Source organism: Marinicella gelatinilytica, from assembly GCF_026410405.1.
Taxonomy (GTDB): domain Bacteria; phylum Pseudomonadota; class Gammaproteobacteria; order Xanthomonadales; family Marinicellaceae; genus Marinicella; species Marinicella gelatinilytica.
This window is the reverse complement of record NZ_JAPMLN010000001.1, coordinates 253,909-269,358: the sequence shown is the minus strand read 5'-3', so window position 1 is coordinate 269,358 and position 15,450 is coordinate 253,909. Positions and strand designations below refer to the sequence as shown.

The following is a 15,450-nucleotide window of genomic DNA, read 5'->3' as shown; positions in this document are numbered from 1 at the left end:
AAGGACTGTAAGTTATGCATATTATTGAACCTGACAGGTGGTCGGGTCTTTGAGATTATCAGCGCCTTCAGCTTGTCTTTTGTTATAGAGGTAAGCAGCAATTTTATTTAGTCTGGTCAGTTCGTCTTCTGCAGCAAACCACATTTGTGAATAGTCTTTATCAAAAAAATCAGCCACAAAGTCATTGTTGCTGCTGTAACTTTTGCTGAGACATTCGACATAATTTTTAAAACGGTCATGATTACCTTGACTGGCTGCCAGCATGTCTTGTTGGTCATTGAGCTCATAAACCGCTATATTAATAATGTGACCGAGCGCTTTGCTGATAATTGAATTGCCATGTTGAGTCATCATGTTTGCAATGTAAAGACACTCAGCACTAAACTGAGGGTTATTCTGACATACATCTTTGACGGGTTTCAATGACGGAATGGGCAGAGCCATTTGCATACCGATAAGCATTATGTAAACTTGCGTTTCCGGTAATTTGTCATCAATCAGCTTACGGTCTTTTTCACTGAAATCTGTGGTGGCGATTAAGTCATTTCTCTCACGTAATAAAGCCTTTGGGGGTATTGGGTTGGTTTTGATGTAGTCTTTAATTAGGTCAATAAACTCCGGCAATAAGTAGTCAACATGGGTCATCTGATGGGTGCCGCTCATGACACGCAATAAGTTTTTTATTAGTTCATCATTTTGCTCATTTATGGCGATTTCTAAGGGTTTAGTATAAACACTGAGGTCAGCAGGGTATTGTTTCATTTGCTTGTCCAACAAAGCTTGTCGATCACAATATCCATCCAGTTCTTTTTTAAAACATAAGGGCTGTAATAGTTGAAAAGTTTCAATATTTAATGACTTGTTTTTAACCAAACGATTGATATGATCTGCATAATTTTGTCGGATGGTTATTAACCGTGCTTCATCTTGGTCAGTAGTTGCATGCAGTGTGGTATGGGTCTGATTGAGCCCAATGGCTTGGGCATAGGGTTGTTCGTGATTCAATAGATAATTCGTTAATTGTTGACTCCATTTCGCCAGTAACTCCATCGATTCTTGTTCTGCTTCAGTGGGTTCTCGCATTAATGTCAACATAGTCTGACGAGCTTTTTTTGCCGCTTCAGTTTCTTCCGCATTATTGGCTGAATCAGCTTGCGCTGCCATGGTGATGGGCAGTATTAAGATCAATAAAAAAAATACAGATAATGGTTTAATCATATAATTAACCTGTTTTTAAAAATTCCTCGGCTTGAGCGAGGGTGGTTTTGGTGATGGTTTCGCCACCAGACATACGTGCCAGTTCTTGGATGCGTTGTTCGCGATTAAGGTGCTGAACGGCTGAGCGTGTCAGGCCGTGGGTTTCATCACTGGATTTAGACACCAAAATATGGTCATGGGCTTGACCCGCCACTTGCGGTAAATGGGTGACCGCAAACACCTGATGTTGCTCACTGAGTTTGCGCATAATGGCACCGACTTTTGCAGCGGTGGCGCCGCCAATACCGGTATCGACCTCATCAAACACAAAGGCGCTGTGGTCATGGTTCTGGCCGACCACTTCAATGGCCAGACAAATACGTGATAGTTCACCACCGGATGCGGTTTTGCTCAGGGGTTGAGGTGATTGGCCTTTATTCACGGCAATCATAAATTCGATTTGGTCCAAACCCACGGCCACCGGCTTGGTATTGTCATTAAAATCAGCCGGATTCACAGCAATACTTAATTGTGCATCGGGCAAACCCAATTGTTGAATCATGGTGCTTATGTTTTTCGCCAATTGTTGGGCGGCTTGTCTTCTGGTCTCAGTTAATTGTTGGCTGAGTTGATAATAATGATGCCGCAGTTTTTGGCGTTGATTATCGAGTTTTTGTTGTTGTTCAGATTGATGTTGATGTTGGTTTAATTGTTCGGCCAATTGTTTTTGGTGATCAATCAATTGCTCAGCTTGGGTGTTTTGTTTGCGGGCAATGTGACTGATCTGCGCTAAACGCTCTTCAATATTTTGTTGTTGTTGGGGGTCATGTTCAATATCACTGGCATAATCAGTTAAATATTGAATGGCTTCTTGAACATTAATTAAAGCCTCGTCGAGCATTTGACAAGCCTGGGCGCCATCAAAACCTTTCAGGTGTTTGAGTTGATTAATATGATGTGCCAAAAGATGTCTGACTGATTGATCGGACTCATCTAAATCCTCAATGGTTTGCTGACAGGTTTGTTGAATTTCCTGGGCGTGGCTGACTCGCATTAAGTCGTGGTGGAGTTGTTCGTATTCACCAACTTGTAAATCCAATTCTTGAAGTTCCTGATATTGGTAATCGAGTAACTGCTGTTGTTCGGTTGATAAAGAGCCTGCTTGCTTGAGCGCCAGTATGTCATTATCGATTTGTTTCAGTTGTTGCGTGACTTCGGCCACCTCATTGAGCAAATTGCCATAATCGCCACTGCGGTCCAGAAGTTGTCGCTGGGTGGCGCTTTGTAATAATTTAATCTGGTCATGTTGACCGTGAATTTGTACCAGATAACGCCCCAGCTCTTTCACTAAATGGGCCGGTGTCGGACTGCCGTTAATCCATAGCTTACTGCGGCCTTGTTGATTTAATGTACGGCGAATGATTAAGGTATTGTCATCACTTAAATCATTGTTTAAAAGCCATTTTTGAGCTGCAGGGTGGTTGCTAATGTCAAAAGTGGCCACAACTTCACAGGCTTCACCAAATGAACCAATTACCGCGGTATCACCTCGGGCACCCAATACCAATGACAAGGCACCAATGGTAATGGATTTACCGGCACCGGTTTCACCGGTAAAAACAGTCATCCGTTGATTAAAATCAATTTCTAATTGTTCAATCAGGACATAGTTTTTTATGTAGATGGAATGCAGCATTTAGGTTAAGAATGGGATTGAAATTAATGGTTTATTTTAACCACAGCGACTTGAATTGTCATCTGCTAACACTATATCACAGCCATTAAATCTTTATTAGAAATTATCATGACTGACAATAAACATCATAATGATGCTGACAACGAGACTTTACATGAAGCGCCGAATCAGGCTGATGACGTGAACCAAAACGTGGATAACTCCACCGATGATGAGGTTGAATTTGTTAATAATCCTGATTCAGAAGCGGCTGATAGTGAAGAGTTGGCGCAACGAATCAAAGAGTTAGAGATGCAATTGGCGGCTAAAGATGAAGAAGTTTTACGTGTGGCCGCCGAAGGTATGAATGCACAAAAACGGCTCCAGCGCGAGTTGGAGAATACCCGTAAATATGCCAATGAAAAGTTGATTAAGGCCATGGTTCCTGTGATGGACAGCTTTGATAAAGCGCTTGAAATTGTGGAAGACCAACAGGTTGAAGTCACGGTTGAATCAATGGTTGAAGGCACCATAAATACCCAACAATCCTTGGCTAAGGTATTACAAGAATATGGCATTGAAATCATTAACCCTTTGGGCGAAAAGTTTGATCCCGAAATTCATGAAGCCATGAGCATGGTCAAATCAGACCAGCATGAAAAAAACACCGTGGTTGATGTTTTTCAGAAAGGCTATTTGTTGCATGGTCGCGTCATACGAGCCGCTATGGTTGTTGTCGCCCAGTAAAGAAGGAATGTTCTTGGGACTTCATTCACTTTTGTGTTTGCTAATGATTGATATGTCAAAAGTGAAAGCGGCCACTGCGAACATAATTTTGATGTTGCGCCGTGCGCCTCTGATTCGCTTCGCTCACCAACCGGCTTGGCGACTCAATCTGCTTCGCAGCTTTCGCTTGAATTATGTCAACAAGTCCATAGATAGTAACCAGTTTAAAATATAAAATTCAGAGGATATTTAACATGTCAAAAGTTATAGGTATAGATTTAGGAACCACCAATTCCTGTGTTGCCGTGATGGAAGGTAAAGACATCAAGGTGATTGAAAATGCAGAAGGCGATCGAACCACCCCGTCGATTGTTGCTTTTACCGAAGAGGGTAAAACCTTAGTGGGCCAATCGGCGAAACGTCAAGCGGTCACCAATCCTGAAAACACTTTATTCGCCATTAAACGACTGATTGGTCGTAAATTTAATGAAGATGTCGTAAAAAAAGACCAGGACATCGTACCTTACAAAATTATTGGTGCGGATAATGGAGATGCTTGGGTTGAAGTACGCGGCAAAAAAATGGCACCGCAAGAAGTTTCAGCGCGAATTTTAGAAAAAATGAAAGCCACTGCTGAAGACTATTTAGGTGAAAAAGTTGACGCCGCTGTAATTACAGTACCGGCATACTTTAACGACTCACAGCGTCAAGCCACCAAAGATGCCGGTCGCATTGCCGGTTTAGAAGTCAAACGTATTATCAATGAACCAACTGCAGCGGCTTTAGCCTACGGTATGGACAAGAAAGGTGGTGATCGAACAATTGCTGTTTATGACTTAGGTGGTGGTACCTTTGACGTCTCAATCATTGAGATTGCTGATATTGATGGCGAGCAACAATTTGAAGTATTGGCCACCAACGGTGACACCTTTTTAGGTGGTGAAGACTTTGATAATCGCTTGATGGATTATTTGGTTGAAGAATTTAAAAAAGACCAGGGTGTCAATTTGCACAATGATCCACTAGCCTTACAACGCTTAAAAGAAGCCGCTGAAAAAGCCAAGATTGAACTATCAACCTTAGACCAAACTGAAGTCAACTTGCCGTATATTACGGCAGATGCCTCCGGTCCTAAACATTTGAACATCAAAATTACCCGTTCAAAATTAGAGTCTTTAGTGGGTGATTTAGTGAAAAGAACCGTGGGTCCTTGTGAAACAGCCATTAAAGATGCCGGGGTTTCTTTAAATGAAATTGCCGATGTTATTTTAGTCGGTGGTCAAACACGGATGCCGGCAGTACAAGCCATTGTTGAAGAGACTTTCGGTAAAAAACCACGTAAAGATGTGAACCCGGACGAAGCAGTGGCCATGGGTGCCGCTGTTCAAGGTGGGGTGTTGTCGGGTGATGTTAAAGATGTCTTGTTATTGGATGTGACACCCTTGTCTTTGGGTATTGAAACTCTGGGCGGTGTGATGACCAAGTTGATTGAGAAAAACACCACCGTACCAACCAAAGCATCACAGGTGTTCTCAACAGCTGAAGACAATCAATCAGCCGTGACTGTTCATGTTTTGCAAGGTGAACGTGAAGTGGCCAGTGCCAATAAATCACTGGGTCAATTTAACCTAGAAGGCATAGCGCCGGCTAAACGCGGTATGCCACAAATCGAAGTGACCTTTGATATTGATGCCAACGGAATTATTCATGTATCGGCGAAAGACAAAGCCACGGGTAAAGAGCAACGCATTGAAATCAAAGCCGGATCCGGGTTGTCTGATGAAGAAATTGATCAAATGATTAAAGACGCTGAGATGAATGCGGAAAAAGACAAGCAATTTCATGAAACTGTGCAAGCGCGTAACACCGCTGATGCCATGATTCATTCAGCCAAAGAAACACTGGAAGAGCACAAAGCCATCATCGATGATGGAGAAAAATCCAGTATTGAATCGGCCATTGAAACCACTGAAAAGGCGATGAAAGAAGACGATAAAGCGGCCATTGATTCTGCCAATGAAGCGCTACAAGCTGCATTGCAACCGGTCATGCAAAAGGCTGCTCAAGCTGCTCAAGGCGAACAGGCTGCAGCCGCTGGCGCTGGCGCAGATAATCAACAAGCTGAAAGCAGTGGAGATGACGATGTTGTCGACGCTGAGTTCGAAGAAGTTGATGACGATAAGAAAAGCTGATAGCCATTTCAGTTAATAACGAAAAGCCGGCATGATTAAAAGCGCATGCCGGCTTTTTCCATGAATTACATAAACAAGCAAGTAGTCAATTCACATGAGTAAAGATTTATACAAAATTTTAGGCGTCAATAAATCGGCCAGCCAAGCAGACATTAAAAAGGCGTATCGCCGTTTAGCCATGAAGCACCACCCTGATCGGGCTGGTGATGATGCCGATGCACAAGAAAAATTTAAAGAAGCTAAAATGGCTTATGAAATTCTGAAAGACGAACGCAAGCGACAAATGTATGACCAATATGGTTTTGATGCCGTATCCGGCCAAAACGGCGGTGGCCACGGTGGTTTTGGTGGCGGTTTTCAAGGTGATGTTGGTGATATTTTTGGTGATATTTTCAGCGATATCTTTGGCGGAGGCCGTCGTGGTGCTCGCTCTGCCGGTCCGCAACGCGGTCATGATATGCAAGTGGAACTGAGCATTGAGTTAGAAGAAGCCATTAACGGCTTAGAAAAAGAAATCACCTTGCCCACCATGGCAACTTGTAAACCATGTCATGGCAGCGGTTCCAAAGATGGTGAGAAAAGTACCTGTCAAACTTGTGGCGGTATTGGTCAAGTACGCATGCAACAAGGTATGTTTTCAGTGCAACAAACTTGTCCCGATTGTCGCGGTCAAGGCAGTACCATCAGTAACCCCTGTGGTCACTGTGGTGGCCAAGGCCGTCGCCAAGAAAATAGTCAGTTAAAGGTTAATATTCCAGCCGGTGTCGACGAAGGCGATCGTATTCGTCTAACAGGGAAAGGTGAAGCCGGACCACAAGGTGGCCCAGCCGGAGATTTATATGTGGATATTCGGGTCAAACCTCATGATATATTTACCCGTAAAGGCGATGACTTATTGTGTGAAATTCCGGTGGATTTTGCCACGGCTTGCTTAGGTGGTGAGTTGAATGTGCCGACTTTGTCCGGCGCTGTTAAATTAAAAGTTCCGCCTGAAACACAGTCCGGTAAACAGTTTAGAGTACGTGGTAAAGGGGTACAATCGGTACGATCTCACAGTCAAGGTGATTTATTTTGTAAAGTTCATGTGGAAACGCCGGTTAACTTAAATCATGAACAAAAAGACATTTTAAAAAGTTTTGATGAAAGCCTTAAAAAAGGCGGTGATAAAAACAACCCAAGACGTAAAGGATGGTTTGATAACGTTAAATCATTTTTAGATAAGGTCACAAGCTAATGACAGATTCATGTCGCGTTATTATATCTGGTGTAACCGGCAGAATGGGGCAGCGGATTATTAAAGCATTGCATCAAATTAACCATATAACAGTGGTTGCCGGTGTCACCTCCCATGATAATAAGCATGTGGGTAAACCCATATCAGTGATAACCCAAAACCAAAGCGACACGGCGCCCATTGTCAGTGTTTTTGATGGACTTGAGGCAGATGTGGTCATTGACTTCAGTCAGCCACAAGGATTTAATGCGGTTGTCGATTACTGTGTACTCAGTGAAACAGCCTTGGTGAGTGGTACCACCGGCCTTAGCCAAGCACAATTTGATCGCATCAGCCAAGCAGGGCACTTTATTCCCGTGTTATGGGCTGCAAATTTTTCGTTAAATATGCAGATAATCAAGAATTTACTACAGGTTTTCAAACAAAAAAATCAAAAAGCTGAATACTATATTACTGAAACCCATCATCAACATAAAAAAGACGCGCCTTCAGGCACAGCCATTTCTTTGGCACAAAGTTTGACCGACCAACAACAGCTCAAAATTCTTGACCAACATGCCTTCAATATAGGTGAAGTTCGTATCAACTCTGTGCGTCAAGCAGAGGTGCCCGGAACCCATCAAATCGAATGTCAATTTCCCCACGAGAACATCACTGTAACCCATATTGCTAAAAGCGGTGATTTATTTGCTGAGGGTGCTGTAAAAGCCGCGCAGTGGTTAGTTCAACAGGGTAGAGGGCTATACGATTTAAATGCCATTTTATTGGCTTAACGTCAGTGAATTTGCTTACCAACTAAGGTGTTTCGACCTAAATCTTTGGCTTCATAAAGCGCTTTATCTGCCGCTTCAAACCAGGAACGGATATCCTGAGTGGTGGTGGTAATGGTGGCCAATCCAATGCTCACTGAACAACGCAAATCAGGGGACTGGGTTTTAATATTGTTGATTTGCTGATTAATGGATTGAGCAACTACTTTGGCGTTTTCCTCGCCCTCAGGTAATACCACAATAAATTCATCACCACCCAAGCGACCGATGATGGCGTTGTCTTTGCAGCATGCTTTAATGGTTTGCGCAACGGTGACTAAAATATCGTCACCAACGGCATGACCATAATCATCATTGATGGTTTTAAATTGATCAACATCGATTAACATGAGTGTTAACGGGCCGTCTCTGTTTGCGTTATGTTGATCCAAAATACGCTGGGTTTTATGTTGCCAGGTTCGTCGATTATAAAGTTCTGTTAAATCATCTTGTTGACTCAGTTTATTTAACAAGCGATTTTGGGTTTGGACTTTATGAATTAAGCGGTGAGCGGTGAAACTGATTATCGTAAAATGAATAATAATTAACGGTAAGCAGCCCAAAATAACAAAGTAACTGGTTTTTGTCTGCCATGGTACATCAATCATTAAAGCAATCAATAAAATGGACAGAAACGAGACAACAAGCGCTTTAATCCATATGCCCTTAATGGCGGTATTAACCTTATCTGTAACATTAAGCAAAATCAAAAGAACTGAAGGCAATAAGTTAAAAGCCATTAAAGGTACAAACGATCCGGCAATAAAAGAATCAATTAATAAGTTAATTTTTTCGGTTTTATAAGGCTGACCGGTTAATTGAGTCATGGCAAAAGCGATATGAGGCCAGAGAATGCAACTCAGAACTAACCAACTCCAAGTGGCCATATTGACCTGTAATTCAATAAAAACGCTGCCAATGGCAATGGCCGCCATGCCCATGCCCAATATTCGCATTGGATAAACAGCTTTCGGTAAGCGATTTAAATTGCTTAAATGCTTGGTTTGTTTATCGTGAGTTTTAAAAGACTGCCTCATTCATTACTTTTTGGCGAAATTAGAGAGGTATTATATAGAAATTATTTGGGCTTGTGTTATTTAGTATTTAACAGGTTTTCATCTATTAAGCCCGCTGAATTTGATTTTTACCTTTATTTTTTGCCATCAAGAGAGCGCTATCTGCTAGTTTGATGGTTTCATGGATGGATTGTTGACCTGTATAAGCACACATACCAATACTGATGGTATAAGTTAACTGGTGATTTTCAAAAGATAATTGTTTATTGGAAATATTTTTTCGTAATATGTGAAGCTGATCATTCACAGATAACTCATTGCCATGCAATATCAGCAAAAACTCATCACCGCCCCAACGTGCCGCCCAATCATCCGCTGTCATAAAACTGTTTTTAATTTCTTTTGCCAGATCTTTCAAAACAACATCACCGGCAAAATGCCCATGACTGTCATTGATGGCTTTAAAGCGATCTAAATCTATCATAATAATAAATGGGCACAATGGTTGATTATCATTCACAACCAAGTCATTTTTTAGTTTTGCTTTGGCAGATCGTCGATTATGTAAATCGGTTAAAAAATCATAGGATGATACAGTTTCAAGGTCTTTATAGCGACGGTCTAACGAGTGTAAAGTGTATTCAATACTGCGCATCAGCTGGCCCATTTCGTCATTAATATGATGGGGTAAGGGTATGATGGTTGAGTCTTCAAGATAATGGTCAAGTGCTTGCACGCTGTAATTCAATGGTTTTAATAAATGATGAATCGACCATAAAACAAAGGCGGTACCCGCCAGCGTTGCCAGTAATATCAGAAGCAACTCTGCTATTGACCAATTGTGCTGTTTTGACAGGAAAATATAAGCGATATAGGAAATTAACGGCACATGCGTGGCTAAAAATGCCAGTGTGAATAATTTATACTTTAATTTTTTAAACTTAAGAAACTTATTGAACAGCAGATAAGTTTTTAACCGAGGGGCCTGGTTATCAATGGTCATGGTATTTTCTAAGAGAAATTACCAGTGATTATAGACGCTTAAACCAAAATAATTGAAATCTTCGGTAAAAAATTGACCATAAGGAGAATGGCCTTCCTGATATTCCAGGAAAATATTCACGGGCCGGTTGAACCATTTATTGATTTCTATACCCGCACGTAAGGTAACATTCAGGTTGCGATCCGCTTCTGCCCAGGCAGCTAAGTCCATGCCTAATACAGGCGTAAAATCAGGAAAGCCACTGACTTTATACTGGCCACCGGCCTGCCACTGGAATTGATGTAAGCCACTGGGTTCCATGCGGGTAATAAAGCCGCCACCACCGTAAATATCCCATTGTCCCAGGGATTTAAAAGCCAGAAATTTCAGGGTTTCGTAAGACAGGTTGAGCCGTTTGTCGAGATATTCCTGGTTTTCGATTAAAAACTCATCGCCCAAATGAGTGCTGCGATGACGATACGACAGTCGCCATTGCCAATCAGGTCGAATCTGTACCAGCTCACCACCGACTGTAAAATCTGTATTAATCAACGCGCCACCGCGATTATTGCGGGTACTGAGTTCTTCCACATCAAATTGAGATCGAATTTGAGCGAAGACATTAAAGAATATATCAGGTTGATTCGATAATGAAAAATCTGCCACATTAACTCGGTGACCTAAACTAACCAACATGGCATCAAACTCATGGCCCAATAAATCCATGCGACCGACACTGTATTTAAAACCCGCTTCATCAAGATCAGCCACTAACACAGGCAATTGTTTGGTGACTGTGCGATTGTTCTCAATGGCAGCAGTTTGCTTTGTTGAAACATCTTCGTTAATGGCAGCTTGAGAAGATTGAGCCGTGGCACTTTCTTGTTGCGCTTTACTTAAATTGTCATAGCAAACCAAGCGACCATAATCACTTTCAATGTGTTGACAATTTTGTAAAGCCTCTAACAGGGTCTCATTTGTTGTTTCTGATTGAACGCTGGTCCAGGCTATCAAAAGTATAAGTATTAATTTTAAATGCATCGGATTTGGCTCTATGTAAAACCCACCGGATAGACTTATCCGGTGGGTTGTTTGGGTTATCCCGCTAAATTTCTCAGCACATAGTGCAAAATACCGCCGTGGCGACAATATTCAACTTCTTTCGGGGTATCAATGCGAACATCCACCTCAAAAGAAACTGTACTGCCATCAGCGCGGTGTGCTGTGATTTGTGCGGTTTTACTGTTGCCGTTGTCTAAACCGGTGATGTCATAGGTTTCTCTGCCGGTTAAACTGTAGGTATCAGCACTTTCACCATCTTTAAATTGTAGTGGCACCACGCCCATACCGACCAGGTTAGAGCGGTGAATGCGCTCATAGCTTTGTACTAAGACCGCTTTAACACCCAAAAGGTTCGTGCCCTTAGCGGCCCAGTCACGGGAAGAGCCGGTGCCATATTCAGTACCGGCAATGATTAATAACGGCACATTATCAGCCTGGTATTTCATGGAGGCATCAAAGATGGTCATTGGCTCATCACTTGGTTGGAATCGGGTCCAACCGCCTTCAGTACCCGGTGCCAATTGGTTGCGCAGACGAATATTGGCAAAAGTACCACGCATCATGACTTCATGGTTACCTCGTCTGGAACCATAAGAGTTAAATTCATGCTTGGGCACACCTTTGGCTTTTAAGTATTCTCCGGCCGGTGAATCCTCGGCAATTGAACCGGCTGGTGAAATATGGTCCGTGGTCACGGAATCTCCTAATTTGGCTAACACACGGGCGCCTGTAATGTCACGGATTTCACCCACCTCCAAAGTCATGCCATCAAAGTAGGGTGGGTTTTTGATATAAGTGGAGTCATCTTGCCAGTTGAATAATTGTGATTCCACAGTTTTAACATTTTTCCAGTTATCATCACCTGCAAACACATCTTCATAGCCTTTGGCAAACATGTCATTTGAGACATGCTCAGAAATGGTGTCAGCGATTTCATGATTACTGGGCCAAATGTCTTTTAAGAACACATCATTGCCGTCCTGATCTTGTCCCAGTGGGTCTTTCTGAATATCAGTGTCCATGGTACCGGCAATGGCATAAGCGACCACCAAGGGCGGAGAAGCCAAAAAGTTCATCTGCACATCGGGATGAATCCGTCCCTCAAAGTTACGGTTTCCTGACAAAATAGAGGTGGCAATCAAGTCGTTTTCATTGATGGTTTTTGACAAGGCCGGATCCAAGGGGCCCGAATTACCGATACAAGTGGTACAACCAAAACCAACCACATTAAAGCCCAAGGCATCTAAATCATCAAGAACGTCAGCGGCTTTTAAATAATGGGTAACCACTTTTGAGCCGGGGGCTAAAGACGTTTTTACCCATGGTTTAACGGTCAAACCTTTAGCAACCGCATTGCGGGCGAGTAATCCGGCGCCTAACATAACTGCAGGATTAGAGGTGTTGGTACAGGATGTAATGGCGGCCACCGCAATGTCACCATCAGAGAACTGATAGTCACCGCGTTCGGCCTTGACCGGGATTGATTTCTTGTCACGGCCATTTTCAAAGGCATTGAATAAATTTTGGAACTTCTCTTTGGCTTCGGTTAAAACAATGCGGTCTTGTGGACGTTTCGGACCTGAGATACTGGGTACCACGGTGCTCATATCCAATTCTAAGGTGGCTGTGTAGTTTGCATCCGGGCTGTTGGCATCATGGAACATGCCTTGTGCTTTACAGTATTCTTCGACCAGTTTAACCTGTTCTTCTGTACGGCCTGAAAGACGCAAGTAACGTAATGTTTCTTCATCAACCGGGAACATACCGCAAGTGGCACCGTACTCAGGCGCCATATTGGCTAAAGTGGCACGGTCAGCTAAGGGGAGATACTGTAAGCCGGAGCCAAAAAACTCAACAAACTTACCAACAACACCGTGCTCACGTAACATTTCTACAACAGTTAACACTAAATCAGTGGCGGTGGCACCTTCAGGCAAGCGGCCGGTCAGTTTAAAGCCAACCACTTGTGGAATCAGCATAGAAATGGCTTGCCCCAGCATGGCCGCTTCGGCCTCAATACCACCGACACCCCAACCCAGAACACCCAATCCATTAATCATGGTGGTATGAGAATCAGTGCCAACCACAGTGTCAGGATAAGCCGTGAGTTCGCCATTTTGTTGCGCGCCAAAAACCACACGCGCCAGATATTCTAAATTAACCTGATGAACGATACCCATGCCCGGAGGCACCACTTTAAAGGAATCAAAGGCTGTTTGACCCCATTTTAAAAATCCGTAACGCTCTTTATTACGTTCAAACTCTATTTGTGTATTTAAGTCAGCGGCATTGGCCGTGCCATATTTATCCACTTGGACTGAATGGTCAATCACAAGTTCAGCCGGTGACAATGGATTGATCTTTTGCACATCACCGCCTAATTTTTTCATGGCATCGCGCATGGCGGCTAAATCAACGACAGCCGGTACCCCGGTAAAATCTTGTAGAACCACCCGCGATGGTGTAAAGGCAATTTCTGTGGTTGGTTTGGCTTGCGGATCCCATTGACACAGGGCTTTAATATCGTCAGCAGTGACATCCACACCGTTTTCATTGCGTAACAGGTTTTCTAATAAAATCTTTAAACTAAACGGCAATTTATTAATGTCATAGTGCTCGTTAAGTTTAGCTAAGCTGTAGTAACGGTAATTTTTATTGTTAACGGCCAAATGCATGGCTGTTTTAAGTGTATCGCTCATTTTATTGAACCCCTGCTTCAGTGAATTAGTGAATCGGCCACATCAGAGGGTGGCCATTAAAAAGCGCGGTATTATCGCATTTTTTAATGTAAAAAGACAGCACCAGTTACTGCGTATAGGATATTCAAATAGGCTTTTATCGCTGTTTAAGTAACTGTTCCGCTTCTTGAATGTAGGCTTTACGTTTGAATAGCAATTGTAAGTGACTACCGCCAACCTGTTTCCATAATACAGCAGAGCGAATGCCCGCCAATAAAACAGCCCTTATTTGCATGGTGACTTCATTATTTTTTAAGTGAAAAGGTTGGCCTGCTATGACCACACGTGGTTGAAGTTGGCTAATGGTTTTAGAATAGGTGGCAGCTAATATTTCTATCACGGCCTTTTCATGCTCATCAAAAGAGCCGATATGACTGGCTTGTTGAATACCGTGCTGAACTTGTTTCACCATGGCATCATGCGTGATAAATTTTGATTGCAGATTTAACAGTGTCAGAACATATTTAATGATGTTCAAATAGGCTTTGTCTTTATTAAACGATTTAATTAAGGTGCTTAAACCCAGTGATATGCGGTTCATATCATGATCAAATACGGCCATGGTCGAATCCGGATTAACCGCAAATAAACTTTCAATACTACCGGCAAAACAGTCACGTCGACTCACCGCACCGGATTGGGCCAATTCATGGGCAAAAGCGGCGGCTTGATAAACGCCGGCTAAGGCAATGGTTTGGTCTCTCATGGTTTTAACTCACAGGTTGAGGTCAATAAATCCGAATCTTCTATCACAGCACCCCCTAAACAAACATCCTTATCGTAAAAAACAATGGATTGCCCCGGCGTGATGGCGCGTTGGGGTTGTTCAAAATCAACCATTAATTGTCCCTTATCACCAATCTTTACAGTGCAGGCTTGGTCCGATTGTCGATAACGTATTTTAGCGTGACAGCTTAGGGGGAAATCAGGTGCCTGACCACTGATCCAATTAATTTGATCCGCAGAGAGTCGCTGCCCCATCAATAATGATTCATGGTTGCTTTGACCCACAATCAACTGGTTGTTCTTATGGTTTTTGGCAATCACGAACCAAGGCTCCGGCAGGGCATCTTTAACGCCACCAATTCCAAGTCCCTGACGTTGACCGATGGTGTAATACATCAGACCATTGTGTTGACCCACAACCGTCCCTTCAGGGCTTACGATGTCACCCGGATTGGGTTTCAAATATTGACTTAAAAAAGTTTGAAAACGTTTTTCACCAATAAAACAAATACCGGTGGAGTCTTTTTTGTCATGTACCGACAAACCCAGTTCTGCGGCTTTATCACGTACCTCTGACTTGTCCAGTTCGCCCACAGGAAATAAACTACGCGCCAGTTGGTGCTGTTGAATGGCGTACAAAAAATAGCTTTGGTCTTTGTTGTTATCCACACCTTTCAGCAATTGATACTGCCCATTTCGCTCATCTTTACGCACATAATGACCGGTGGCAATAAATTCAGCGCCTAAATCATCGGCATGGTCGAGAAAGGTTTTAAATTTAATTTCACGGTTACATAAAATATCCGGATTTGGGGTGCGGCCTTTTTGATATTCGGCTAAAAACTCACTGAAAACATAGTCCCAGTATTCAGACGAAAAATTACGGCGGTGCAATTTGATACCTAAGCGATCACAAACAGCTTGCGCATCTTTAACATCCTCGTCAGCCGTGCAGATTTCATCGGTATCGTCTTCTTCCCAGTTTTTCATAAACATACCGGCGACATTACCAGGGTATTGTTGTTTTAGAAGTGCAGCACTGACCGAGGAATCGACACCACCGGACATGCCCACAATAATTTTTTCGGCCATA

The 15,450-nt window shown here is 42.8% G+C and carries 12 protein-coding genes; 4 read left to right on the top strand and 8 right to left on the bottom strand.

The genetic code is table 11. The features are described 5' to 3' along the window. Positions 1-21 precede the first annotated feature (21 nt). Positions 22-1,218: a hypothetical protein gene (locus tag OS173_RS01040; protein WP_267182419.1), complete on the bottom strand. Its 1,197-nt coding sequence runs from the start codon at positions 1,216-1,218 to the stop codon at positions 22-24. Positions 1,219-1,222: 4 nt separating this feature from the next. Continuing rightward, positions 1,223-2,893, bottom strand: a complete 1,671-nt coding sequence (gene recN, locus OS173_RS01035) for a DNA repair protein RecN (protein WP_267182418.1) — start codon at positions 2,891-2,893, stop codon at positions 1,223-1,225. A gap of 108 nt (positions 2,894-3,001) precedes the next feature. Here recN and OS173_RS01030 point away from each other — a divergent pair, with 108 nt between their 5' ends. The 4 genes from OS173_RS01030 (at position 3,002) to dapB (ending at position 7,797) form a co-directional block, all read left to right on the top strand. After that, the gene (locus tag OS173_RS01030; protein WP_267182417.1) at positions 3,002-3,619 is read left to right on the top strand and encodes a nucleotide exchange factor GrpE; all 618 of its coding nucleotides are present in this window, start codon (positions 3,002-3,004) and stop codon (positions 3,617-3,619) included. Between the two features lie 233 nt (positions 3,620-3,852). Beyond that, entirely contained in the window at positions 3,853-5,790 is a 1,938-nt protein-coding gene (dnaK, locus tag OS173_RS01025) for a molecular chaperone DnaK (RefSeq protein WP_267182416.1), read from the top strand. Between the two features lie 94 nt (positions 5,791-5,884). Continuing rightward, positions 5,885-7,024: a molecular chaperone DnaJ gene (dnaJ, locus tag OS173_RS01020; RefSeq protein ID WP_267182415.1), complete on the top strand. Its 1,140-nt coding sequence runs from the start codon at positions 5,885-5,887 to the stop codon at positions 7,022-7,024. Beyond that, positions 7,024-7,797 (top strand): 4-hydroxy-tetrahydrodipicolinate reductase, encoded by a 774-nt coding sequence (gene dapB / locus OS173_RS01015; RefSeq protein WP_267182414.1) that lies wholly within the window; start codon positions 7,024-7,026, stop codon positions 7,795-7,797. Before dnaJ ends, dapB begins: the two co-directional genes overlap by 1 nt. 2 nt (positions 7,798-7,799) lie before the next feature. Here dapB and OS173_RS01010 read toward each other — a convergent pair whose 3' ends face one another. The 6 genes from OS173_RS01010 to mnmA form a co-directional block, all read right to left on the bottom strand. Next, positions 7,800-8,870: a sensor domain-containing diguanylate cyclase gene (locus OS173_RS01010; RefSeq protein WP_267182413.1), complete on the bottom strand. Its 1,071-nt coding sequence runs from the start codon at positions 8,868-8,870 to the stop codon at positions 7,800-7,802. Between the two features lie 85 nt (positions 8,871-8,955). Then, on the bottom strand, positions 8,956-9,852 hold the full coding sequence (locus OS173_RS01005; protein ID WP_267182412.1) for a GGDEF domain-containing protein: 897 nt from the start codon (positions 9,850-9,852) through the stop codon (positions 8,956-8,958). A gap of 18 nt (positions 9,853-9,870) precedes the next feature. Next, positions 9,871-10,845, bottom strand: a complete 975-nt coding sequence (locus tag OS173_RS01000) for a DUF1207 domain-containing protein (RefSeq protein WP_267182411.1) — start codon at positions 10,843-10,845, stop codon at positions 9,871-9,873. Positions 10,846-10,928: 83 nt separating this feature from the next. Continuing rightward, complete coding sequence (gene acnA, locus OS173_RS00995) at positions 10,929-13,592, bottom strand: aconitate hydratase AcnA (protein ID WP_267182410.1); 2,664 nt, start codon at positions 13,590-13,592, stop codon at positions 10,929-10,931. A 136-nt stretch (positions 13,593-13,728) separates the two neighbouring features. Next, positions 13,729-14,337 carry a high frequency lysogenization protein HflD gene (hflD, locus tag OS173_RS00990; RefSeq protein WP_267182409.1) on the bottom strand — a complete coding sequence of 203 codons (609 nt, stop codon included), beginning with the start codon at positions 14,335-14,337 and terminating at the stop codon, positions 13,729-13,731. After that, on the bottom strand, positions 14,334-15,449 hold the full coding sequence (gene mnmA, locus OS173_RS00985; protein ID WP_267182408.1) for a tRNA 2-thiouridine(34) synthase MnmA: 1,116 nt from the start codon (positions 15,447-15,449) through the stop codon (positions 14,334-14,336). The genes hflD and mnmA overlap by 4 nt, the downstream gene beginning before the upstream one ends. Position 15,450: the final 1 nt, after the last annotated feature.

Bases quoted from the DNA above. Each gene is read 5' to 3' on its own strand.
- OS173_RS01040 (WP_267182419.1), bottom strand. From the start codon at position 1,218: ATGATTAAACCATTATCTGTATTTTTTTTATTGATCTTAATACTGCCC.
- recN (WP_267182418.1), bottom strand. From the start codon at position 2,893: ATGCTGCATTCCATCTACATAAAAAACTATGTCCTGATTGAACAATTA.
- OS173_RS01030 (WP_267182417.1), top strand. From the start codon at position 3,002: ATGACTGACAATAAACATCATAATGATGCTGACAACGAGACTTTACAT.
- dnaK (WP_267182416.1), top strand. From the start codon at position 3,853: ATGTCAAAAGTTATAGGTATAGATTTAGGAACCACCAATTCCTGTGTT.
- dnaJ (WP_267182415.1), top strand. From the start codon at position 5,885: ATGAGTAAAGATTTATACAAAATTTTAGGCGTCAATAAATCGGCCAGC.
- dapB (WP_267182414.1), top strand. From the start codon at position 7,024: ATGACAGATTCATGTCGCGTTATTATATCTGGTGTAACCGGCAGAATG.
- OS173_RS01010 (WP_267182413.1), bottom strand. From the start codon at position 8,870: ATGAGGCAGTCTTTTAAAACTCACGATAAACAAACCAAGCATTTAAGC.
- OS173_RS01005 (WP_267182412.1), bottom strand. From the start codon at position 9,852: ATGACCATTGATAACCAGGCCCCTCGGTTAAAAACTTATCTGCTGTTC.
- acnA (WP_267182410.1), bottom strand. From the start codon at position 13,592: ATGAGCGATACACTTAAAACAGCCATGCATTTGGCCGTTAACAATAAA.
- hflD (WP_267182409.1), bottom strand. From the start codon at position 14,337: ATGAGAGACCAAACCATTGCCTTAGCCGGCGTTTATCAAGCCGCCGCT.
- mnmA (WP_267182408.1), bottom strand. From the start codon at position 15,449: ATGGCCGAAAAAATTATTGTGGGCATGTCCGGTGGTGTCGATTCCTCG.